Raw genomic sequence first — 21093 nt, forward strand, 5'->3', positions numbered from 1 at the left:
TTTACGTAAATATCAAATTATGAAGAAAATTTTAAGCATAGTTCTCTTATTATTATTAAACTTTGGCTTTGCTCAGGTAAAATGGATGACTATTGAAGAAGCTTTAAAAGCTCAAAAAGAAAATCCAAAAAAAATACTAATCGATTTTTATGCAGACTGGTGTGGTCCGTGCAAAATCATGGATAAAAAAACATATGGTCATTCAGTAATCGGGCAGGTATTAAATGAGAATTATTATCCTGTAAAATTCAACGCAGAAGAAAAAAAGAGTATTGAAATTTTTGGAAGAAAATTTTCCAATCCAAATACAGAACAGAAAAAAGGAAGAAATTCTCTACACGAATTTACTCAATATATGAATGTAGGAGCTGTTCCAAGTACTGTATTTCTGGATGAACATGGTGACCCAATCACTATTCTTCAGGGAGAATTATCTGCTAAAGAGCTTGAGCCTTACCTGGAACTGATCTCAAAGGATCTATTTAAAAAAATTCGTACGAGAGAACAATGGGAGGATTATCAGAAAAAATTCAAATCTAAAATCAAAGATTAATAGCAATTAAGTTTTAAATATTAAATTGCACTTATAAAACAGAAGACTTTCAATTTTTTTTGGAAGTCTTTTTTATTTTACCGAAATTCGAACCTTTGTTTTTCATACAATATTCGATTCCCGAATCTAAGATAAAATGACTTTAGAAACTTCCATAGAATATGTAAAAGGAATAGGTCCGGAAAGAGCCAAACTCATTAAAAGCGTGTTGGGATTATCCACTGTAGAAGATATGCTGAACTTCTACCCTATCCGTTATCTGGATAAAAGTAAAATTTATAAAATATCTCAGCTTCATGAAGAAACAAGTCAGGAAATCCAGTTTAAAGGAAAAATTACCCAGGTTCAGGAAATTCAGACCGGAAAAACCAAAAGATTAACGGCAAAGTTCAATGATGATACAGGAAGTATGGATCTTGTATGGTTTCAGTACTCAAAATGGCTGAAAGAACAGCTTCCCATTAATCGTGAAGTTTATATTTTCGGAAAGATCAATGTTTTTAACCGTCAGTTTTCAATGCCACATCCTGAAATTGAAGCTGAGGAAAAAAAAGAAGGTGAAACTCGTTTAAAACCTATATATCCAAGTTCTGAAAAACTGACAAAAAGAGGCCTCAACCAAAGATTCTTTCAAAATGCATTAAGGAATATCTGTAAAGAAATTCCTAATCTTATTGAGGAAAACTTTCCCGAATATCTAATGAAGACTTTCAAATTCATGTCCAGACAACATGCTTTTCTGAATGTACATTTTCCGAAAGATCAGGAACATTTTGACAAGGCTGATTTCCGTTTAAAATTTGAAGAATCTTTCTTTTTTCAGCTAGGATATGGTTTAAAAAAGCTTCATCATAAAACCCAGTCATTTGGAAATCCGTTTCCTATCATAGGAGATCATTTCAATAATTTCTATGAAAATCATCTTCCATTTGAGCTTACCGGCGCTCAAAAAAGAGTTTTAAAGGAAATTCGGATGGATATGAAAAGACCTATTCAGATGAACAGGCTTTTACAGGGAGATGTAGGTTCTGGAAAAACAATGGTTGCCCTGCTTACAATGCTTATTGCTATGGACAATGATTTCCAAAGTTGTATGATGGCGCCTACTGAAATTCTGGCACAGCAACATTACAATGGAATAAAAGATCTTTTAGAAGGAACAGGAATCAATGTCCGACTTTTAACTGGTTCTACTAAGGCTTCTGAGAGAAGAATCATTCATGAAGAGCTTGAAAACGGAAATCTATCCATACTTGTCGGAACTCATGCTGTACTTGAAGATAAAGTTAAATTCAAAAATCTTGGATTGGCTATTATTGATGAACAGCATCGATTTGGTGTAGCACAACGAGCTAAACTTTGGGCAAAGAATAAAATTCCGCCACATATTCTTGTTATGACCGCAACGCCTATTCCAAGAACCCTTGCCATGAGCTTTTATTCTGATCTTGATGTTTCGGTGATCGATGAAATGCCTGTAGGAAGAAAACCGATCATTACAGCTCACAGACGTGAAAAGGATAGGCTGTATGTGTATAATTTCTGTAAGGATGAAATTAAAAAAGGCAGACAGGTTTATTTTGTATATCCACTGATTGAAGAATCCGAAACCTTAGATTATAAAAATCTGATGGAAGGTCTTGAACATGTCATGGATTTCTTCTCCGATTATAATGTTACCATGCTACATGGAAAAATGAAACCGGACGAGAAAGACGCTGCAATGAATTATTTTGCTTCCGGAAAGGCTGAAATTATGGTTGCCACCACCGTTATAGAAGTTGGCGTGAATGTTCCCAATGCCTCTGTGATGGTTATTGAAAGCTCTGAAAGATTTGGGCTTTCTCAGCTTCACCAGCTCAGAGGACGTGTAGGAAGAGGTGCTGAACAAAGTTATTGTATTCTGATGACATCGGATAAGTTATCAAAAGAAAGCAGAACCCGTATCAAAACAATGACTGAAACGAATGACGGTTTTAAAATTTCAGAAGTAGATATGCAGCTTCGCGGTCCCGGTGATATTCTGGGAACTCAACAAAGTGGTGTTGTAGATTTTAAAAGACTGGATCTTGTAAAAGATTCAGCAATTATTAAAACAACGAAAAATACCGTTGACAAAATTCTTGAAGCTGATCCAATGCTTACAAGACAGGACAATTTGATAATCAAAAATTACTACATCAAGTACTACAAAGGGAAAAATAAATGGAGTAAAATTTCATAAAAAAAACCACAGAAAATATTTCCTGCGGTCCCCTTATAAAACTGTTATTTAGAAGAAATTACTTTTGGTCTGTTTTAAAAAATTTATTTTAATAGTTTAGGCTTAATATTTTGTGATGTGGTGTGAAAATATCTATAATAAGTTAAAGCTTTAACTATTAAAATAAATTATAAAAAACAAAATGAATTACGTTTCCAATTTGCTTATTATAAAAACTAACTGTTGTTTAGTTGGAGATGAGGGAATGAAACGAATAAAAATATCGCCAACTATCTCGAGTTTTCATGATTGTACCGTTTTGTTTAAAGATCTTCTATGCTTTAAAATCGGAAATTAATATAATTCATTTTGTTAAACATCGTGATTTATATTTTTTGTTTGTTAGAAACAATTACTTCTCATTCATCTGTATCTTACTGTATATGATCAAATTTGTGTCTGAGTTTACATTTACAAATGTCAAGATATTAATTGAAAGTTTCTTTATATTATTTTAATTATTAGTTATAAAATTTTCACCTATTTGTGAATAGTATGCAACAAATACAACCTTATTTTTTTGATTATAAAACTAAAAAAGCTGTTTATTCATCATACTTTTAGAATAAAATTATCTTTATTTAATCCTGAGGTATGATACTGCCAATTTATGGTAATAATGTCTGTAAGTGTTTTTTTGAGATTCTTAAAATCTTCAGGTTTTCGCATACAGATATTGGCTCCTCTTACAAAAATATCTTCAATTTCATCCTCATCGAACAAGTCTGAATAGATTGCCGTTACCATATTGTTGAACTTCTCATTTCTCTTAAATTCATCAATACACTCCAAACTACTTTTCCCAGGAATCTCATATTGAATAAAAACAATTTCAGGAATCATTGCGTCCTCTTTATTTAAATATTCCATCAAATCCAATCCGTTGCTGAAACATTGAATTTTTACGGGGATTTTAAGCTCTTTAAATATATTCTTAAAAAAAATTAAGGTGTTTTCATTATTATCTGCTACTATTACGTTCAGAAATTCTTTATTCATACTGCATTTTAGGATTTGTTACCGTACTCTGTGCTCTTCTTCTTTTTCCTACAATCTTTTGAAACTGGGAAGGTGTGATTCCCGTTGTATTTTTAAACTGTGTGCTTAAGTGTGCCACACTTGAATAATTCAGTTTATGGGCAATCTCTGTAAGGCTTTGTTTATTTCTTATAATCAATGCCTTTGCATGTTCTATTTTCTGTAGAATGATAAAGTTTTCTATCGAAGTGAAGGCTACTTCTGAAAATAGATTGGAAAGATATCCATAGCTGTGATTTAGCTTTTCAGAAATATAAATGGATGCTTTTACAGGAATAATCTCATCAGAAAAGACAAGCTCTACAATAGCATCTTTTATTTTCTGTACCAAAGCCGTTTTTTGGCTTTCTATGATTTCAATACCATAATCTCCAAGATTTTTCTTAAAAAGATTATGCTGTTCTTGCGTAAAGGGTTCATAAAATTCTACCTCTCCGAAGTTCAGCAACCGGTATTTCAACCCATGTTCCTTGAGTTTTTCGTCCAATACCTTTTTACAAAGGGCATTGAAGTCAAATTTTACGTACATTTTCATCCTAGTATATGTAAGTCATTATTTTTAGTAAATATAACAATTTATTTCAATTAAAAGTGAAATAGAGTTTTATTTTTTAAACTTCTCGAATACACAAAAAAACTCCTGTATTACTGAATACAGGAATTTAAACACTAAGGATGAAAAAAATATACTGATAAAAAGCTAAATAAGCTCAAAACCAAGCATATGAATGTATTGTTATAAGTGATTTGGTTCTGAAGCAAAGATGATTCAAAAAAAGAAATCACCTGTTATAGAATTACAGGATAAAGTTACAAAATTTTAAGTCAATCATCCGTGAATTAGAAACTCCATTAAGTAATCATCCATTACGAAACCATTCCCAATATCAAAAACACCTTCGTCATAAACCTTGTATCCTTGGGATTCATAGAATTTTCTGGCTTCATTATATTTATTTACATTCAGAATAATTCTGTTGTTATCGTTTTCCGATACTTTTTCATTTAAAAAAAGAAGTGCACCTTTACCCATTCCTTTTCCTTTACTTTCAGGAACCAGATAAATACGATGTAATTTTGTAGTTTTGGGTTCATAATTATGTTGATAGCCAATAAATCCTTCATAAGAATCATTAGCTTCATCAAGGATAAGATAATAATGATAATCAGAGTTTTGAAGGTGGCTTGTAATTTCCGTTTCAGAATACATTTCGGAAAGCATATACTTCATTTGCTCTTTGGAAAGAATTTCTGCATAAGCATTTTCCCATGATCTCCTCGCAAGATCCTGAATCAGCGGAATGTCTTTTTCTGTTGCTTTTATTAATTTCATGATTTTGTAATTATGATTAAAAAAAGTGAAAAGTATAAACTTTTCACTTTACTATTATTTTCGGACCTGATTGATCAATTTTACATCATTAGTATATTTTAAATATGATATTAAAACATTCCTTTTGATCATTGATAATTCAGTTCTTAGATGTTTGCCATTTCAGCTTTAATTTTTGCTGTCAATCCTTCTGAAGCAGCTACTAAAGGAAGTCTTAAATAGTTTTTAATAATACCTTTTTCAGCCAATACTACTTTAATACCACAAGGGTTTCCTTCTGCAAAAATCAAACGTGTAATCTCAACTAATTTGTTATGGATCTCGTACGCTTCTTTTATTTTACCCTCAAAAGCCAATTTTACCATAGTAGAGAATTCTTTTGGATACCCTTGTCCTATTACAGAAATCACTCCATTTCCTCCTGCTAAAGTTACAGGAAGTGTATACTCATCATCTCCGGAAACCAAAGAGAAACCTTCAGGTTTTTTTCTAAGGATATCAAAATATTGTAAAATGTTTGGAGCCGCTTCTTTAATCATCAATAGGTTCGGGAATTCTTTTGCAAGACGGATCGTAGTGTCTGCATCAATATTCTGTCCTGTTCTGGAAGGAACATTATAGATGATAATATTCTTTCCTGTAGATGCTAAAACTTTATAGTGCTGATAAAGCCCTTCCTGATTAGGTTTATTATAATAAGGAGATACAGAAAGTACGGCTTCAAATGCTGAAAGATCCGCTTCCTCAATCTGTTTCTTGACTTCAAGAGTATTGTTACCGCCTATTCCTAATACAAGTGGAAGACGTTTATTATTCACCTTAATGATATGCTTAATTACCTGTTTCTTCTCATCATCAGAAAGCGTAGCGGCTTCTGCCGTAGTTCCCAATACCACCAAATAATTGGTTCCGTTATCGATGTTATATTCAATCAGTTTTGTTAAACTATCGAAGTCAACGGATAAATCTTCATTAAAGGGTGTTACTAATGCAACACCTACTCCTTTTAAAATGCTCATCTGTTAGAATTATTTTTGTCAAATTTACTAATTTACAGTAAGAATTTGTAATAAATAATAATGTTTTATTATACATATAGTTATATTTGCATATACTAAAAGATGTTATAAAATCGCTATAACCGAAATTGTTTGTAGAAAACACAGAAAGAACCAGTGATTGCATATAATCTTATAAAAAATAATTTGCAGCATATGAAAAATAAATTCTTGTTACTAGGAATTGCTCTGGCATCTCTTACAGCATGCAAAACGGCTTCTGCGCCGCAACTTGCCAATGTAAAGACCCAGAAAAATATTTCTATTAATAATGAGCTAAAAAATGATGAGGAGTTTGTAAAATTTATTGAACCTTATAAACAGAAACTGGATCGTGAAATGAACCAAAAGATCTCACATACGAATGTAGATCTTACTAAGCAGGGTGACAACAGTAATCTGGGTAATCTTTTAGCTGATTATACTCTCGAAGGAGGTGATGTATGGACAAAAGCTAATCTGAAGCAAACGGTAGATGCGGCTTTGATCAATATTGGAGGAATCCGTACAACTATCGGGAAAGGTGATATTATGCTGAAAAATGTTTTTGAAGTTATGCCGTTTGAAAATGAGCTGATTATTGTAAAGATGAAAGGAGCTGATTTACCGGGACTTTTTGAATATTATGCTAAAACACAGGTAAATAATCCGGTGTCTCAATTATATATTGAAACCAAAGACGGGCAACTGACCAAATCTTTAATCAACGGAAAAACAGTAGATCCAAACAAAGACTACTATATTGCCACTTCAGATTATCTTGCATTGGGAGGTGACAATATGAAGTTTTTTTCCAAAGGAGAAGCAATTCCGACAGGAGTAAAGCTTAGGGATTTATATATTGAATATTTCAAGAAAAATCCTGAAATAGTACCAGCAACAGATGTTCGTTTAAATTTTATCGGTAAAAAGTAATGGATAGAAAAAGTTTTTTAAAAGCAATAGGTGGTGGATCTTTAGCAATGGCTTTAGCTCCCAATATGATGATGGCGGAAGAGTTGAAAATGCTTGACTTGAAATCCGCAAATAAACTAACCATTCTTCATACCAACGATCAACATAGCAGAATTGAACCTTTTGACGCAAGCTATACAAAGAATCCTAACCAAGGAGGTTTTGCAAGAAGAGCCAGCTTAATTCAGCAAATCAGAAGTCAGGAAAATAATGTATTACTTCTTGACTCAGGTGATATTTTCCAGGGAACGCCTTACTTTAACTTCTTTGGCGGTGAACTGGAATTCAAATTAATGTCTATGATGAAGTATGATGCTTCTACAATGGGTAATCATGATTTCGATAACGGATTGGAAGGCTTCTTAAAGGTTCTTCCAAATGCGCAATTCCCGTTCATCTGTTCAAATTATGATTTTAAAAACACCATATTGGATGGGAGAACATCTCCTTATAAGATTTTTAATAAAAGCGGAATCAAAGTGGGAATCTTTGGTGTCGGAATCGAGCTCGATGGTCTTGTAGGCAAAAAACAATATGGAGAAACCGTTTATTCTAATCCTATTGATGTGGCACAACATTATTCTAACTTTCTGAAAAATGATCAGAAGTGTGATCTTGTTATCTGCCTTTCACATATTGGATATGATTATAAAGACGAACCAAACAAAATAAGTGATAAAATTTTAGCAGCCAGCACAGAAAATATCGATATTATTCTTGGCGGGCATACTCATACTTTCTTACCGGAACCTCAAACTTTTACCAATAGACAAGGCAAGAATGTTCTTGTAAACCAAGTGGGATGGGCAGGGCTTCTTTTGGGTAGAATAGATTTTTATTTTGATACAAACAAAAACGTAAAGCATATTTCCTGGAACAATCAGGCAATAGACAGCAGTATAATAGCATAACATGAAAAAACTCTCAATAATTTCTCTTGGTATTTTAGCATCCCTGCAGTTTACAAAAGCTCAGGTAATTTCATCAAAAAGGTGGGCAGATCATTTTTCTTATAACAATGTCTTAGCTATGAAAGAAGACAATGGAAAGATAATAGCTGCAACAGAAAACGGAATTTTCTATTATACAATATCTACAGGGGAAATTACGAAGTTATCAAAAGCCAATGGTCTTCATAATGTTAATATTACAGCATTTGATTATGACCCAAAAAGCAAAATAGGGGTTATTGGCTATTCAAATGGTTCAATGGATGTCATCACTCCAAACGAAATTAAATATATTGTTGACATTCCTATTGCTGCAGGTTACAATGGAAATAAAAAAATCAACCATATTTCGATCACGGGTGATCAGGCTGTCATTTCAGTAGGATATGGAGTTTCTATATTTAATATTAAAAAGAAAGAGTTTGGAGACTCTGCATTCTTCTTGAATGCTGGTATTTATGAAGCAAGTAATGAGGCAACAATATTTGGCAACAAAGTATATTCAGTTACCAATACTGGTTTAAAAAGTCATGAATTAAATACTACTTTCCCAGTTTTTTCTACCTGGACTGTAGAGACTCCAGGTACATTCAAGCATATTGATTCTGATGGTGATATAGTATTTTCATCTGCAACCAATGCTTTTATATACAATAATGGTACCCCAATCCCACTTCCTAATAATTTTGATAATATTCAGGATGTTGTAGTATCACCAAACAACATTGTGGTTACCGATAGTAGAATATATTCGTTTGGCACTAATGGTGTATCTCTAAATACAGTAGCTTTAGGAGAGCAATGTAATACAGCCATAATAGCAAATGGAAAAGTATTTGGAGGAACAGTACTTTCAGGAATAAAAGACGAAGGAAATAATTTGTATAAACCATCAGGTCCACAATTCAATTTTGCATATAAAATAAATCTTTACGATAACAATCAATTATTAGTGTCCAGTGGAGCAAGAGCAGAAAGATATAATGATGCTGTATTTAATCCCAAAAGACCCGGATTTTATTATTTCAACGGTACAGAATGGATTTATTCTTCTTATTTCAAAACTTTTACAGGGGAACTAAACATCTTAGATGCTATATTAAATCCTCTTGACAATAACGAGGTACTTTTTGCGAATTATACATATAACAGTCAGGGAGTTTATAAAATGAAGTATAATGCTGCTAATAAAGATTTTGAATTTGTAAAACAATACAGTCTTCAAGCTACACCTTATGGTCGTCGTACTGTAGGTCTTGCTACTGACTCTAAAAATAATATTTTTGCAACAACAGCTTTTAGTAATGGTTCATCATCTGTGGCTATTTATGATAAATCTAAAGATGATTTTTTCCATAAAGAACTTTCTTTAAAAAGTACTTCTATCCAAAAACCTATTGTCTATGAGAATATGCTGTGGATAGCATTGCCAAGATCCAATAACTTTTGGGTGTACGACTACAAAGACGCACTTAATCTTTCTGATGATAGCGAATATATCTTAAGAGAAGCAAATGGATTTGCAGCCAATGCTTCCGGATCAATATCTGTAGCAATTGATAAAGCGGGCGATGCATGGATAGGAACAGACAGTGGAATAAGAGTAATCTCTAACGCCGCATCTGAAATCAAAAATCCAGATGTCAAGGTAAGCCCTATTATTATTGAACAAAACGGTTTGGGTGAAGAACTTTTCAGAGATTCAAACATTCTTCAGATCGAAGTAGACGGTGGTGATTATAAATGGGTTTCTGTAGATGGTGGTGGTGTATATTATCTATCTTCCGATGGGCAGAAGACGATAAAACATTTTACAATGCAAAACTCTCCCCTTCCAACCAACAGCGTTACCGACATAAAAGTAGATAAAAAAACAGGTAAGGTATATTTCGTAACGTATAATGGTATTGTAACCTATCAGAGTGATATTTCGGAAGTAAATTCAAATTTTGGAGATGTGGTAGTTTACCCTAATCCTGTAGTATATTCTAACTTCAAAGGAAAAGTCACTATTAAAGGGCTTGCTGAAAAGACCAATATAAGAATAGCAGATGCTGCAGGAAATGTTGTACATTCAGCAGTAGCAAGAGGAGGTTATTATGAATGGGATCTTAATAATCAGAAAGGGACCAGAGTAGCCTCAGGAATCTATTTCGTATTAATGACTAATGAAGATGGCTCAGATAAAGCTACAGCCAAAATAGGGGTAGTTAATTAATGAATTCACAATACGGTTTTTTACTGTCATTTATAAAATATGGGGAAAACGATGCCGTATTGCATTGTTTTACAGAAGAGGACGGTTTTCAGTCTTATTTTTTAAAAGGAGTTTATTCTAAAAAAAATAAAAAGAAAGCCTTCCTGCAACCCTTGAATAAATTGAATTTTACGATCAGCCCAGCACGAGGAAACGGTATACCATCCATTTCAAAAGTTGAATTGGTAAAAGACAACGATGTCTATACCGATATAAAAGCCAACACTGTGATATTTTTTATTTCAGATTTTCTGAACCAGGTTTTGAAGTTTGAAAATAAAAACCCAAAGATTTTCTTTAGCATAGAAAGATTTCTCAATGAACTGGAAAATAAAAACTACCAATGTCATTTACTCTTCTTAATAGCAATTTTAAAAGTACAGGGAGTAGCTCCATTAGTGGGAGAAGGTAATTTTTTGGACCCCGAAACCGGAACTTTCTCTATTACCTCTACTCATCAATTGTTTGGTGAGAACATCTCTACAATTTGGAAAGATGTGCTTTGTGCTGACAATTTTTACAGTATAAAAGTACCCTCTTCATTAAGAAAAGATTTTCTTGACAGCCTTTTGATATACTACCATTATCATATCACCGATTTCAAGAATCCTACCTCATTGGAAGTTATACAACAGATATTTGAATAGTATATATTTAAATTAAAGCTTTTTATACATAAGATACTGCGGTCCACTCCTTCCTATTCTTGTCTTTCCATCAAAAATATATCCTGCTTTAAGATAAATATGATAGGCTAGATCATTTTTCTGGTTAACAGCCAATACAACTTCATTACAGTTTTCAAAATTTGCTTTAACAAAATCATCTACCAACATCATAGCAATTTTCCCAAGCCCTTTTCCCTGCATTCTAGGATTTACAGATAAAGACCTCACTAACACTGAGTTTTCATTATCAGTAAGATCAAACTTGTCTTTCCCAAAATCAAGAACGAAAAAGCCAACCACATCATTACCATCAAGAATAGTAATTGGAAATGCATCATTATCACTTCTTTCACTAATGCTTTGCAAAGCCTGAGCTGCCGTCGCTGTAAAACGCAACTGATCTTCATGTAAGTCATAGCTCACTCCGGAAAGATGCTTGTTAGGATCAAAAAACTCTAATTTTATCATAATCTAATGGTGATAAATATCTTCATACATTACTCCGGCTTTTATCTCTACAGGAAGTTTATTTTCCTCAGGAACAATAGGACAATTGTAGTCGTAAGCATTATATGCACAATATGGCTGATAAGATTGATTAAAGTCCAAAATAATGGTGTTTCCTTTTGGTATCTTTAAATCCATATACTTTCCACCGCCATAGGTTTCTTTTCCATTGGTTTCATCACGGAACGGAAGAAAAAGATGATCTTTATATTTTTTCTGCTTAATAAGATCCAGGCTTTGATATAAAGTAAGTGTATAAGATTTACCATCTAACTCAAAAGTTGCTTTTCCATATTCTTTATAAGATTTTGTCTTTCCTGAAGAAGTAGGTAACTCGAAAGGTTTTGATTTTTTTGTCTTTACAAATCTAGCAGTCATTCTGTATTTAATGTCAAAAGGAAAAAATGGATGCTTTTTAAAATTGGATAAATTATCTCCACGCAAAGGGCTCGTTTTTGGATCCAGATATTCAGCATTGAGCTCTTCCTGAAATTTTTTAACAGCCATCACTTCCTTGGATACCATTTTTTGAGAAAAAGCCAATAAAGGCAAAAACAAAAAAATCAATATATATTTTCTCATGAATTCTATAATTTAGAAGTAAAACTATGAATTTTTCAGGGTATAAAAAGTTAAAATTGTAATAAAATGACACAATCTATTTTAAATAAAACATTCCAGTATTATTCTAGCATACTTTTTGAGCAGCAACGCGCATGGACAGAAAGAAATTCATCAAGACAGGTATACTGGCTATTTCCGGCTTTTATTTTCTTCAATCTGATCTTTTCCAGGCAGCTGAAAGAAAACCAAAGAGAATCAAGGAAATAACCGAAGCTCCTATCATTATCATCGGAAGTGGATATGGAGGTGCAGTTTCTGCATTACGTCTTTGTGAAGCCGGCAAAAAAGTTATCATGTTGGAAATGGGGCTTAATTGGGAAAAATCAGGTATTCCGTATTCCAATCTTTTAAAACCAGGAAAAAGTGCGGCTTGGTTAAGAAAAAAAACCATTGCTCCTTTTATGAACCTTTTCTCTTTAACACCTTTCACCGGTATATTGGATAGATTGGAGTTTGATCATATCAATATTTGGGTAGGAAGAGGTGTAGGTGGTGGTTCATTAGTAAATGGCGGAATGGCTGTTACTCCTAAAGAAAGTTATTTTAAAGAGATTTTCCCTAATCTTGATACTGAAAAATTTTATAACCATTACTTTCCGTTAGTCCGTGAAGAGCTTAAAGTAAATATCATTGATGAACAATTTTTAAAAGATTGTCCTTATTATAAATTCACAAGAGTAGGCGAAGAAGAGGCACACAAAGCAGGTTTTAAAACGATGAGAGTCCCGAATGTCTATGATTTCAAATATATGGAAAAGGAATTCCGTAATGAAGTTCCCCGCTCGGCTCTCAATACAGAAGTGATCTACGGAAATAATCACGGAAAGAACAGCTTAGATAAAACCTACCTCAAAAAAGCAATGGAGACAGGAAATCTTGAAATTCTTGACCTTCATAAAGTTGAACATATTAAACTTAATGATGACAAAAGCTATACACTAAATGCTCAACAAATCGATACTTCAGGAAATATAATTGCAGATAAAGTCTTTCACTGTAAAAAACTGATTCTTGCCGCAGGAACTATGGGAACCTTACAACTTCTATTACAATCCAATGCTGTAAATGATTTCCCCATTCATGAAAATATTGGGAAAAACTGGGGTAACAATGGAAATTTCATGACAGGAAGAAACTGGGTAAAACCATTATCCGGAGGAACAGGAACCAAACAATCTACAATTCCTGTGGGTGGAATTGATAACTGGGAAGATACGGAACATCCTTTTTTCACTGAAATTGCTCCTTTACCAATGGGAATGGATGTGGCTACAGCTTTATATTTGCTCATTAACAGAGTTGACAAAAAAGGTGAAGTAACTTATGATAAAGCCAATCGTATACTGAAATTAAATTGGGATGAAAGTAATACGGTGAAAATGAGGGAAAATGCCAAATATTTTGTCAGAAAAATGAATCAGGCAAATGGTGGCACAAGAAGTCATCTTTTATTTAATAATGGTTTTGGAGCAGATATTTGCTATCATCCGCTTGGAGGGTGTGTTTTAGGTGAAGCTACCAATGAATTTGGAAAGTTAAAAGATCATGATAATCTGTACGTTTTAGATGGCTCATTGATTCCCGGAACAATCGGGGTTAATCCGTTTGTAACGATTACCGCAATTGCAGAATATTGTATCGAAAACCTTATCAAACAAAGTGAATTTGCTTAAACTACAGTATTTCTTTTACTTCAATAAGATAGTTTCGGATGTCCTGTTCATGTTTTTCGGGATAGGTAAAACTTAATTTCCGGGCTAGATTATTTCCAAGCTCATGTACCAAATCTGCGAAGGCAAATAAAGCGGTCCAATTTTCCTCAATATTACTTCCGGAGAATGTAGCCTCTACTCTATTCCATAGATTTTCAGAAAGATATTTTTTAAAAAGTCTTCCGTGTTTATTTGTTGTAATATGATTCCAGTTATGATTACTTGCGATATGCCATTCTATCAATGGAACAAGATAATCTGTACGAAGAACATTTTCAGACATGAATTTAGCATAAAAAATATCGCCACGCTTGAGACATTTCGCCACATATGTCGTGTCCCACCAGAAATCATTGAGTAATTGCTGAAACTCCTCTTCTGAAGGCTGATGAATCATGATGGATTGATAAGTGGGAGACTTTAAATCTTTCGTTAAATGATCTTTATCCACCAGAACTTTATATCCAACATCCCAGTCTTCCGGAAGTATTTCGTTTTGAATTTCTTCTGAAAAATCAGATACCTGATACAATTTAAAATCGACCTTCACATGATCTTTATACAAAACCATCTTCATAGCATGCTTTCCGTCAAAAACTGTATCATTTTCCTCTATCATAGAAATGGGTTCCCCGAATAACTTCAGCCATTCATTATTGATCTCGTAAGGTGCTCTGCTATTGAAAACCAGTTCTACATCAAGGTCGCTGAAGTTATCCACAGGAGCATATGGATTTACCAATGAACTTGTCAACAAAACAGCACGGATATCCGGATTGTTTTCTGCCCATTGAATAATCTGTTCCAGCTTTTCTTCTCTGACCTTCATATGATTAGTAAGATTCTGATATTTTTACACGATAAACATCTGAAGAATTTCTTTTAATAGATTCTACAAAAAAACCTCCCTCTTCAGGAATAACTTCTTTCAGATCAAAACTTTTACAATCTCTTGGTAATCCTGAAAATATTAAGGTAAACCAAAAATCCTTCATAAAAGGGACAGGTGTCCAATACGGAGAAATTGAAATGTTCTCTGCATGAATCAGTTTACTTCTATGCTCAGACTGATTATCAAAAAGATAAGTTGAATGCCAGATCCTGATCAGGTTTCCTAAAAATGGTGATGCCGGAAAACAACAATGCACAATGACCTGTTTTTCCTCTTCAGTTTTTGCCTGAAGAGATTCCAGGAGTTCCTTGGCAATGACCGGTTTTGTAATGACTTCTTCCACCTTTTTATAAGTAATAAATAATGAGCAACGAGTAATTGATCTACCCATTGCTCATTATCAATGTTAATATTCTAATTCCAGTTTTTCTTTTGTATAAGTTCTTACCTGTTCTGTAAGTTCTGGATGTTCTGCTAATTTCTTTCCATAGGACGGAACCATTTCAAGTAACTTTTCTCTCCATTCTCCGTTCAGTTTCTCGGGGAAACATTTTTCAAGGACATTCAACATAGCCTGTACCGCTGTGGATGCTCCTGGTGAAGCTCCTAATAAAGAAGCAATAGTTCCGTTTTTGTTAACAACTACTTCAGTTCCAAACTCTAGTTTCCCACCTAGTTTGTCATCTTTTTTGATGATCTGAACTCTTTGTCCTGCTACTTTCAATTCCCAATCTTCTTCTTTAGCATCCTTGATAAATTCTCTTAAATGCTGCATTCTTTGAGATTTTGTCATCGCTACCTGCTGAATTAGGTATTTGGTAAGAGGAAGATTATGCCACCAAGCTCCGAATAAAGATTTAAGGTTTTTAGTATTTACACTTTCAGGTAAATCAAGATAGCTACCTTCTTTCAGGAATTTTGTTGAGAATCCTGCAAAAGGACCGAAAAGAAGTGCTTTTTGACCATCAATAATTCTAAGATCAAGGTGAGGAACAGACATTGGCGGAGCATCTACTGTTGCCTGTGTATAGACTTTAGCCTGGTGTTTTTCTACCAATTCCTGATTGTGTGTTACCAACCATTGTCCGGATACCGGAAAACCTCCATATCCTTCACTTTCTTTAATATCTGAACTGTCTAATAAAGGGAGTGCATATCCTCCGGCACCGATGAATACAAAATCAGCAGTAACCTCTTGTTTATGGCTATGAATTCTGTCTTTCACCTTCATTTCCCATTTTCCGTTTTCTTTAGGGCTGATATCCTTTACTTCATGATATAAGAAAACCTCAACTTTTGAGTCTTCCAACAAGTGTCTACCCATTTTTCTGGTCAATGTTCCGAAGTTAACGTCAGTTCCCATATCCATTTTGGTAGCTGCCATTACTTCAGACTTATTTCTTTTGCTCATGACCAACGGAATCCATTCTCTTAACTTATCATGATCTGTAGAAAATTCCATTCCTGAGAAAAGAACAGATTCTGACATTTTATCAAAACGTTTCTTAAGGTATTCGGCATCTTTTTCTCCAAACACCAGACTCATATGTGGACATGAATTAATAAAGTCTTTTGGTTCTTGAATATAACCTTTTGACAATAGATAAGCCCAAAACTGCTTAGAAATTTCAAACTGTTCTGCAATGCTTTCTGCTTTCTTAATATCAATACTTCCGTCTGGGTTTTCAGGAGTATAATTTAGCTCACAAAATGCGGAGTGCCCTGTTCCGGCGTTGTTCCATGCTGCTGTACTTTCTTTGGCAAATCTTCCTAACCTTTCAAAGATGGCAATTTCAAGTTTTGGATCAAATTCATGAAGCAGCGTTGCTAAAGTGGCGCTCATGATTCCGCCGCCTATCAGTACAACGTCGTATTTAGGTTTCGGTGTTCTGCTTGTAAGCGATTGTGACATAATTTTAAATTTTACTTCAAATTTCGGGAAAAGTTTTAAAAACAGAAACGCGTTTAACGATTTTAACACGTTATTTTTTGAGATAAATGCACTTCTTAATTATGCAACAAAATATCATCGAAAGTTTCAATAAAGTTTCATTGAAATGATTAATGAAAGCAGTTATAAATCTTAAATTTTGATTAAAAAAGCATTTTTTTTCCTCATAAATAATTCACCAAAAGGTAAGTAATAATCATCTTTCTAATTTATAGAAATTTAAGTTTATTTAAGTTCGTTATATAGAATGCTTAAACCATAATAGTTTACGCTACTACACTTTTTCAACAAAAGGTGATAAAACATTGTAAATTAATTAGTAAAATTCACTTAAAATTGACAAATACATAATTTTATAGAATAAAATCTATTAAAAAATCATAAAATAATCATTTTTTATATGTACCTTTCAATTAAATTAATACCATATTCCTATGTAATTAATTAAAATTATTTCGTAAACATATAAAAGATGAAAATTATTAACTTCGTAGGCACACTCTTCGCTACGGTGGCATTTGCCCAAAGCGGAAGTGTAGGAATCAACACGTCCAAACCGGACCCTAGTGCAATTCTGCATATCGAAAATTTCAATGGAGTTTCAGCAACCGCCACTGCCAGTGTATCAGGCGGAGCGGTGAACGGAATTACTATTACAAACGGAGGTAGTGGCTATATCACCGCTCCTACGGTAAACTTTTATGGAGGCGGAACAGTTGTAAACGGAGGAACAAAAGCCCGTGCAACAGCTAATCTTACCAATGGGGTTCTTACAAGTATTACCATTAATAATGGCGGAAGCGGCTATACCAGTGCTCCAAGTGTTGTTATCTCGGGAGGTAATAAAGGAATGTTATTTCCTAACCTGAATATTACAGATCTTAACAACACTACTTCTCCGGTGGCTTCTCCCGCTAATGCTCTTATTGGATATAATGGAGGAACAAATAGTAATAATAAAGCTTTGCATATTTTTAATGGAACAAACAATCAGTGGCAAAGTACTATTGATGCTGAGAATACACCTAAAGTCGCTTACCTTGATTTTACAGGGAGCTTATCTGCATTGGATAATGCCAGTGCTGGTGCTAATACACAATTGCTGGTAAACCCTCCTACTATTTCAGGGGTGTCAAACATCAATGGTTTTAAAGTTGTTCAAAATCCAAGCACCGGAGGCTATTCTCTGGTTCTTCCACAGGGAAATTATTTGGTAGAAGTGAACCTTAATTTAAATTCTCCTCAGGAAAGCCCATCAGGACAAGGCGGAACGGCTCCTCTTTCAGGCAGCACCTATTATTTGATGGGGTATTTTATAGATTTCACAAACGATGTGTATAACAATACGAGTAATACATTTATATCGGGAGCTAATACAAGAAAAGAGGTTCCAATTGTTTCTAAGGTAAGCACGAATCATTTAGCAACATGGTCATACTATTATAGTGTTCCAGTAAATGCTAATGCCAATATCATCGGAGGATTAAGATTGCGACTGGGAAGAATGCAGAACAGTACGTTTTATGATCTGGTGAATGTAATCCCTACAGGATCTTATATCAAAATATCTCAACTCTAAAAAAACAACACATGAAAAGAAGTTATATTCTGCTATTATTAATCATAGCACATACAGTATATGCTCAAGTAGGAATTGGGAAAACATCTATTAATCCTTCTGCTGTGCTGGAAGTATCAGAATCTACAAATAAAGGAGTTCTTCTTCCAAGAGTTGACATTGTAGATATATTAAGCAATACCAGCCCTATAATTGCTCCTGCGCAAGGTCTTATTGTTTATAATAAAGGAAACTCAATCAGCCCGGGGCTTTATATCTGGAAAAACAACAGATGGACGCAGATGGCGGATACTTATAATCTTGTAAGTTATATGATGCTCCAGCGTTCGACAGATTATCCAATACTTGGAGGACTTATCAATGGTACTTTTAAAAACTTAACGGATGCCTCTTTTACAGTTGTATCCAATGATATTGGTGCTTCTTATAGTACGTCATCGGGAGCCATTACACTTCCCGGAAACAGTGGTTATCTGGTAAATCTATGTCTTAATATAAAAACCACTTTAGAAAGCAGTACAGCCGGAATTGGAGCTACTCCTGTTCATTTGCATCAATATCTGGTGAAACTTGTAGATCCAGTTTCTGGTACTCAATATGGGAAAACAATCAGCATCAATGCACAGTCAATTGCCAGTAATAAAACCCATACTTTAAACATGAGTTTTTCTTTTGTATCTACTTCTACAACTCCTATTGCACTAGTTCCATCTATTGCTCATGACGATGGAGGTACTTATCAGATGGGATCCGGAGGTGCTACTCCAAATAATGGAGAAATCATCATTACCAATGCCAAAGTGGATATTCAGAGATCAGCCCTTAACCAATAATTATTACACAATGAAAAACTATATATATATTGTTTGTATGTCTCTCATTTTGATTGGCATCCACATTAATGCTCAAGTTGGTATTAATACAAATTCTCCCAATATAAGTAGTGTATTAGACATTAATTCCTCTAATAAAGGAGTACTCTTACCACAATATGATCTTATCTCTCTCAACAGTACATCATCTCCTATTGCGAACCCTACGGATGGTTTGATGATTTATAATAAAGGAGGGGTATCTACTTTTCCTAAAGGTTATTACATCTGGGTTCGTGATCAGTGGCAGCGTATTATCATTTCCGGAGCTGAGCCTCAGGCGATGTCATTAATTATTAATTCCGGGGTTTTGATTCCTACCGGAAGTACTAATAATACCCTGACAAATTTTACCGTAGCAGCTAACAAGATCACGGGAGCTTCACTGGGAAGCGATACATCTACGATTACGCTGCCAGCGGGTACTTATATCCTTCGTTATTCTGTAGACTCCAGCAATGCAAATAACAATAACGGAACGGCAAATACTCAATATCTTTCCCAGAATTTCACATGTACACGTTCTTATATGATTAATGCTGTTGGAGGTGCAAATCTTACAGAAACAAATAGAATGTGCCAGTTATCAAGTTCTTTTACTTTCTTTCAGGGCAGTTATTTTTTAAAATTAACAGCTCCTACTACCATCAGACAAAAATTTGAGTTCGATACAGGAAATGGATTTACAGCCAGTAACCTGAATGTAAGGTCTTCACTGGCTCTGGTTATCACTAAAATGAGCCAATAAAAAAGCTTAAGTAGAAAATACTTAAGCTCTAGATATGATTTAAATAAGGTTTCTTATCCAGGAACCTTATTTTTTTATTTAATTCAATTTTACCGTTAGCTTCTTAAATTGTTTTTCAGCATTTTTACCTTCATAAAGAATTGCATATACAGTATCAATAATAGGCAATTTTAGATTTTTCTGCTTTGAAGTCTTGTAAATAGATTGTGCAGCATAATACCCTTCTGCCACCATGTTCATAGACTGGATTGCAGATTTTACGGTATATCCTTTTCCGATAAGATTTCCAAGGTTTCTGTTTCTTGAGAAAAGAGAATATGCAGTTACCAGAAGATCTCCCAGATATGCACTTTCATTTACATCTCTTGGTGCTTCGTAGATTGCTTCCAGGAAAATTTCCATTTCACGGATTGCATTGGAAACAAAAACTGCCGTAAAGTTGTCTCCATATCCTAATCCACTTGCGATTCCGGCACCAATGGCAAAGATATTTTTAAGAATGGCACTGTATTCATTCCCCAAAATGTCCTTACTGGTTTGTACTTTGATAAAATCTGAACTAAAAACTCCTTCCAGTTTTTCTGCTGTTTCATCTTCTACTGTTGCAATGGTAAGGTATGAAAGTCTCTCCATAGCCACTTCTTCAGCATGACAAGGTCCAGCGATAACAGCCTGATTCCTGAAACCAATTTTAAATTCATCACGCAGGTAATGTGCTACTACATCATTTACCTTAGGAATGATTCCTTTAATTGCAGAAACGAAGATTTTATTGGAATAATCACAAGTCATCTTCTCCAATGTATCAGACAGATAAATGGACGGAGTTGCCAAAACGATAACGTCACAGGCAGAAACCAGTTCATTGACATCAGTAGTCAGTTTTAAACTCTTCAGGTTGAAGTGAGCAGCAGTAAGATAAGTAGGATTATGACCACGAAGTTCAATGGCACCTTTTACAAACTCACTTCTTACACACCAGTGTACTACTTTACAGTTTTCAACAAGCATTTTTACGATAGCAGTTGCAAAACTTCCGCTTCCTACTACTCCTACAGAAACATCCTTTTTAGTCTTTTTTGGATTCGAAGATTCTGAAATAATTTTCTTTTTAGCCATAATTGGAATGTGAAC

20 protein-coding genes are annotated in these 21093 nt (G+C 34.1%); 10 read left to right on the forward strand and 10 right to left on the reverse strand.

Annotation, left to right across the window (positions count from 1 at the left end; genetic code table 11):
* Positions 1–19: 19 nt before the first annotated feature.
* Complete coding sequence (locus BBI01_RS20720; RefSeq protein ID WP_065396556.1) at positions 20–553, forward strand: thioredoxin family protein; 534 nt, start codon at positions 20–22, stop codon at positions 551–553.
* 136 nt (positions 554–689) lie between these two features.
* Complete coding sequence (recG, locus tag BBI01_RS20725; RefSeq protein ID WP_065396557.1) at positions 690–2777, forward strand: ATP-dependent DNA helicase RecG; 2088 nt, start codon at positions 690–692, stop codon at positions 2775–2777.
* 591 nt (positions 2778–3368) lie between these two features.
* Here the strand turns inward: recG and BBI01_RS20730 are convergent.
* The 4 genes from BBI01_RS20730 to dapA form a co-directional block, all read right to left on the reverse strand.
* Complete coding sequence (locus tag BBI01_RS20730; protein WP_065396558.1) at positions 3369–3815, reverse strand: response regulator; 447 nt, start codon at positions 3813–3815, stop codon at positions 3369–3371.
* Positions 3808–4389, reverse strand: a complete 582-nt coding sequence (locus BBI01_RS20735; protein ID WP_065396559.1) for a helix-turn-helix domain-containing protein — start codon at positions 4387–4389, stop codon at positions 3808–3810. The genes BBI01_RS20730 and BBI01_RS20735 overlap by 8 nt, the downstream gene beginning before the upstream one ends.
* Positions 4390–4683: 294 nt before the next feature.
* Positions 4684–5187 (reverse strand): GNAT family N-acetyltransferase, encoded by a 504-nt coding sequence (locus BBI01_RS20740; RefSeq protein WP_065396560.1) that lies wholly within the window; start codon positions 5185–5187, stop codon positions 4684–4686.
* A gap of 146 nt (positions 5188–5333) precedes the next feature.
* The gene (dapA, locus tag BBI01_RS20745) at positions 5334–6206 is read right to left on the reverse strand and encodes a 4-hydroxy-tetrahydrodipicolinate synthase (protein WP_065396561.1); all 873 of its coding nucleotides are present in this window, start codon (positions 6204–6206) and stop codon (positions 5334–5336) included.
* Positions 6207–6401: 195 nt separating this feature from the next.
* On the opposite strand from dapA, the gene BBI01_RS20750 reads away from it, so the two are divergent.
* From BBI01_RS20750 to recO, 4 genes are read left to right on the forward strand one after another with little or no spacing between them, the layout of a single operon-like run.
* Complete coding sequence (locus BBI01_RS20750) at positions 6402–7160, forward strand: 5'-nucleotidase C-terminal domain-containing protein (protein WP_065396562.1); 759 nt, start codon at positions 6402–6404, stop codon at positions 7158–7160.
* Positions 7160–8110 carry a bifunctional metallophosphatase/5'-nucleotidase gene (locus BBI01_RS20755; RefSeq protein WP_065396563.1) on the forward strand — a complete coding sequence of 317 codons (951 nt, stop codon included), beginning with the start codon at positions 7160–7162 and terminating at the stop codon, positions 8108–8110. Before BBI01_RS20750 ends, BBI01_RS20755 begins: the two co-directional genes overlap by 1 nt.
* Before the next feature lies 1 nt (position 8111).
* Positions 8112–10367, forward strand: a complete 2256-nt coding sequence (gene porZ / locus BBI01_RS20760; RefSeq protein ID WP_065396564.1) for a type IX secretion system anionic LPS delivery protein PorZ — start codon at positions 8112–8114, stop codon at positions 10365–10367.
* Positions 10367–11053 carry a DNA repair protein RecO gene (gene recO / locus BBI01_RS20765; protein WP_065396565.1) on the forward strand — a complete coding sequence of 229 codons (687 nt, stop codon included), beginning with the start codon at positions 10367–10369 and terminating at the stop codon, positions 11051–11053. Before porZ ends, recO begins: the two co-directional genes overlap by 1 nt.
* A gap of 12 nt (positions 11054–11065) precedes the next feature.
* Here the strand turns inward: recO and BBI01_RS20770 are convergent, their stop codons facing one another.
* Together BBI01_RS20770 and BBI01_RS20775 are read right to left on the reverse strand one after the other, a co-directional pair.
* Complete coding sequence (locus tag BBI01_RS20770; RefSeq protein WP_065396566.1) at positions 11066–11542, reverse strand: GNAT family N-acetyltransferase; 477 nt, start codon at positions 11540–11542, stop codon at positions 11066–11068.
* A 3-nt stretch (positions 11543–11545) separates the two neighbouring features.
* Positions 11546–12163 carry a DUF1684 domain-containing protein gene (locus BBI01_RS20775; RefSeq protein WP_065396567.1) on the reverse strand — a complete coding sequence of 206 codons (618 nt, stop codon included), beginning with the start codon at positions 12161–12163 and terminating at the stop codon, positions 11546–11548.
* Positions 12164–12297: 134 nt separating this feature from the next.
* On the opposite strand from BBI01_RS20775, the gene BBI01_RS20780 reads away from it, so the two are divergent.
* The gene (locus BBI01_RS20780) at positions 12298–13878 is read left to right on the forward strand and encodes a GMC family oxidoreductase N-terminal domain-containing protein (RefSeq protein WP_065396568.1); all 1581 of its coding nucleotides are present in this window, start codon (positions 12298–12300) and stop codon (positions 13876–13878) included.
* Between the two features lies 1 nt (position 13879).
* Here the strand turns inward: BBI01_RS20780 and BBI01_RS20785 are convergent, their stop codons facing one another.
* From BBI01_RS20785 to mqo, 3 genes are read right to left on the reverse strand one after another with little or no spacing between them, the layout of a single operon-like run.
* Positions 13880–14746, reverse strand: coding sequence for an AadS family aminoglycoside 6-adenylyltransferase (locus BBI01_RS20785; protein ID WP_065396569.1), 867 nt, complete (start codon positions 14744–14746; stop codon positions 13880–13882).
* A gap of 4 nt (positions 14747–14750) precedes the next feature.
* Positions 14751–15200, reverse strand: a complete 450-nt coding sequence (locus tag BBI01_RS20790) for a hypothetical protein (RefSeq protein ID WP_228394047.1) — start codon at positions 15198–15200, stop codon at positions 14751–14753.
* Between the two features lie 15 nt (positions 15201–15215).
* The gene (gene mqo, locus BBI01_RS20795) at positions 15216–16721 is read right to left on the reverse strand and encodes a malate dehydrogenase (quinone) (RefSeq protein WP_065396571.1); all 1506 of its coding nucleotides are present in this window, start codon (positions 16719–16721) and stop codon (positions 15216–15218) included.
* A 511-nt stretch (positions 16722–17232) separates the two neighbouring features.
* On the opposite strand from mqo, the gene BBI01_RS23125 reads away from it, so the two are divergent.
* The 3 genes from BBI01_RS23125 to BBI01_RS20810 are packed head-to-tail and all read left to right on the forward strand — an operon-like array spanning position 17233 to position 19959.
* On the forward strand, positions 17233–18339 hold the full coding sequence (locus BBI01_RS23125; RefSeq protein ID WP_065396572.1) for a phage tail-like protein: 1107 nt from the start codon (positions 17233–17235) through the stop codon (positions 18337–18339).
* Positions 18340–18350: 11 nt separating this feature from the next.
* Positions 18351–19172 carry a phage tail-like protein gene (locus tag BBI01_RS20805; protein ID WP_065396573.1) on the forward strand — a complete coding sequence of 274 codons (822 nt, stop codon included), beginning with the start codon at positions 18351–18353 and terminating at the stop codon, positions 19170–19172.
* A gap of 10 nt (positions 19173–19182) precedes the next feature.
* Positions 19183–19959: a phage tail-like protein gene (locus tag BBI01_RS20810; RefSeq protein ID WP_123862195.1), complete on the forward strand. Its 777-nt coding sequence runs from the start codon at positions 19183–19185 to the stop codon at positions 19957–19959.
* A gap of 78 nt (positions 19960–20037) precedes the next feature.
* Here BBI01_RS20810 and BBI01_RS20815 read toward each other — a convergent pair whose 3' ends face one another.
* On the reverse strand, positions 20038–21078 hold the full coding sequence (locus tag BBI01_RS20815; RefSeq protein ID WP_065396575.1) for an NAD(P)H-dependent glycerol-3-phosphate dehydrogenase: 1041 nt from the start codon (positions 21076–21078) through the stop codon (positions 20038–20040).
* Positions 21079–21093 lie beyond the last annotated feature (15 nt).

Source organism: Chryseobacterium artocarpi (genome assembly GCF_001684975.1).
Classification (GTDB): Bacteria; Bacteroidota; Bacteroidia; order Flavobacteriales; family Weeksellaceae; genus Chryseobacterium; species Chryseobacterium artocarpi.

Bases quoted from the DNA above. Each gene is read 5' to 3' on its own strand.
- BBI01_RS20770 (WP_065396566.1), bottom strand. From the start codon at position 11,542: ATGATAAAATTAGAGTTTTTTGATCCTAACAAGCATCTTTCCGGAGTG.
- BBI01_RS20735 (WP_065396559.1), bottom strand. From the start codon at position 4,389: ATGAAAATGTACGTAAAATTTGACTTCAATGCCCTTTGTAAAAAGGTA.
- BBI01_RS20720 (WP_065396556.1), top strand. From the start codon at position 20: ATGAAGAAAATTTTAAGCATAGTTCTCTTATTATTATTAAACTTTGGC.
- BBI01_RS20780 (WP_065396568.1), top strand. From the start codon at position 12,298: ATGGACAGAAAGAAATTCATCAAGACAGGTATACTGGCTATTTCCGGC.
- recO (WP_065396565.1), top strand. From the start codon at position 10,367: ATGAATTCACAATACGGTTTTTTACTGTCATTTATAAAATATGGGGAA.
- BBI01_RS20755 (WP_065396563.1), top strand. From the start codon at position 7,160: ATGGATAGAAAAAGTTTTTTAAAAGCAATAGGTGGTGGATCTTTAGCA.
- BBI01_RS20815 (WP_065396575.1), bottom strand. From the start codon at position 21,078: ATGGCTAAAAAGAAAATTATTTCAGAATCTTCGAATCCAAAAAAGACT.
- recG (WP_065396557.1), top strand. From the start codon at position 690: ATGACTTTAGAAACTTCCATAGAATATGTAAAAGGAATAGGTCCGGAA.
- BBI01_RS20810 (WP_123862195.1), top strand. From the start codon at position 19,183: ATGAAAAACTATATATATATTGTTTGTATGTCTCTCATTTTGATTGGC.
- BBI01_RS20775 (WP_065396567.1), bottom strand. From the start codon at position 12,163: ATGAGAAAATATATATTGATTTTTTTGTTTTTGCCTTTATTGGCTTTT.
- BBI01_RS23125 (WP_065396572.1), top strand. From the start codon at position 17,233: ATGAAAATTATTAACTTCGTAGGCACACTCTTCGCTACGGTGGCATTT.
- BBI01_RS20785 (WP_065396569.1), bottom strand. From the start codon at position 14,746: ATGAAGGTCAGAGAAGAAAAGCTGGAACAGATTATTCAATGGGCAGAA.
- BBI01_RS20750 (WP_065396562.1), top strand. From the start codon at position 6,402: ATGAAAAATAAATTCTTGTTACTAGGAATTGCTCTGGCATCTCTTACA.
- mqo (WP_065396571.1), bottom strand. From the start codon at position 16,721: ATGTCACAATCGCTTACAAGCAGAACACCGAAACCTAAATACGACGTT.
- BBI01_RS20740 (WP_065396560.1), bottom strand. From the start codon at position 5,187: ATGAAATTAATAAAAGCAACAGAAAAAGACATTCCGCTGATTCAGGAT.
- BBI01_RS20730 (WP_065396558.1), bottom strand. From the start codon at position 3,815: ATGAATAAAGAATTTCTGAACGTAATAGTAGCAGATAATAATGAAAAC.
- porZ (WP_065396564.1), top strand. From the start codon at position 8,112: ATGAAAAAACTCTCAATAATTTCTCTTGGTATTTTAGCATCCCTGCAG.
- dapA (WP_065396561.1), bottom strand. From the start codon at position 6,206: ATGAGCATTTTAAAAGGAGTAGGTGTTGCATTAGTAACACCCTTTAAT.
- BBI01_RS20805 (WP_065396573.1), top strand. From the start codon at position 18,351: ATGAAAAGAAGTTATATTCTGCTATTATTAATCATAGCACATACAGTA.
- BBI01_RS20790 (WP_228394047.1), bottom strand. From the start codon at position 15,200: ATGGGTAGATCAATTACTCGTTGCTCATTATTTATTACTTATAAAAAG.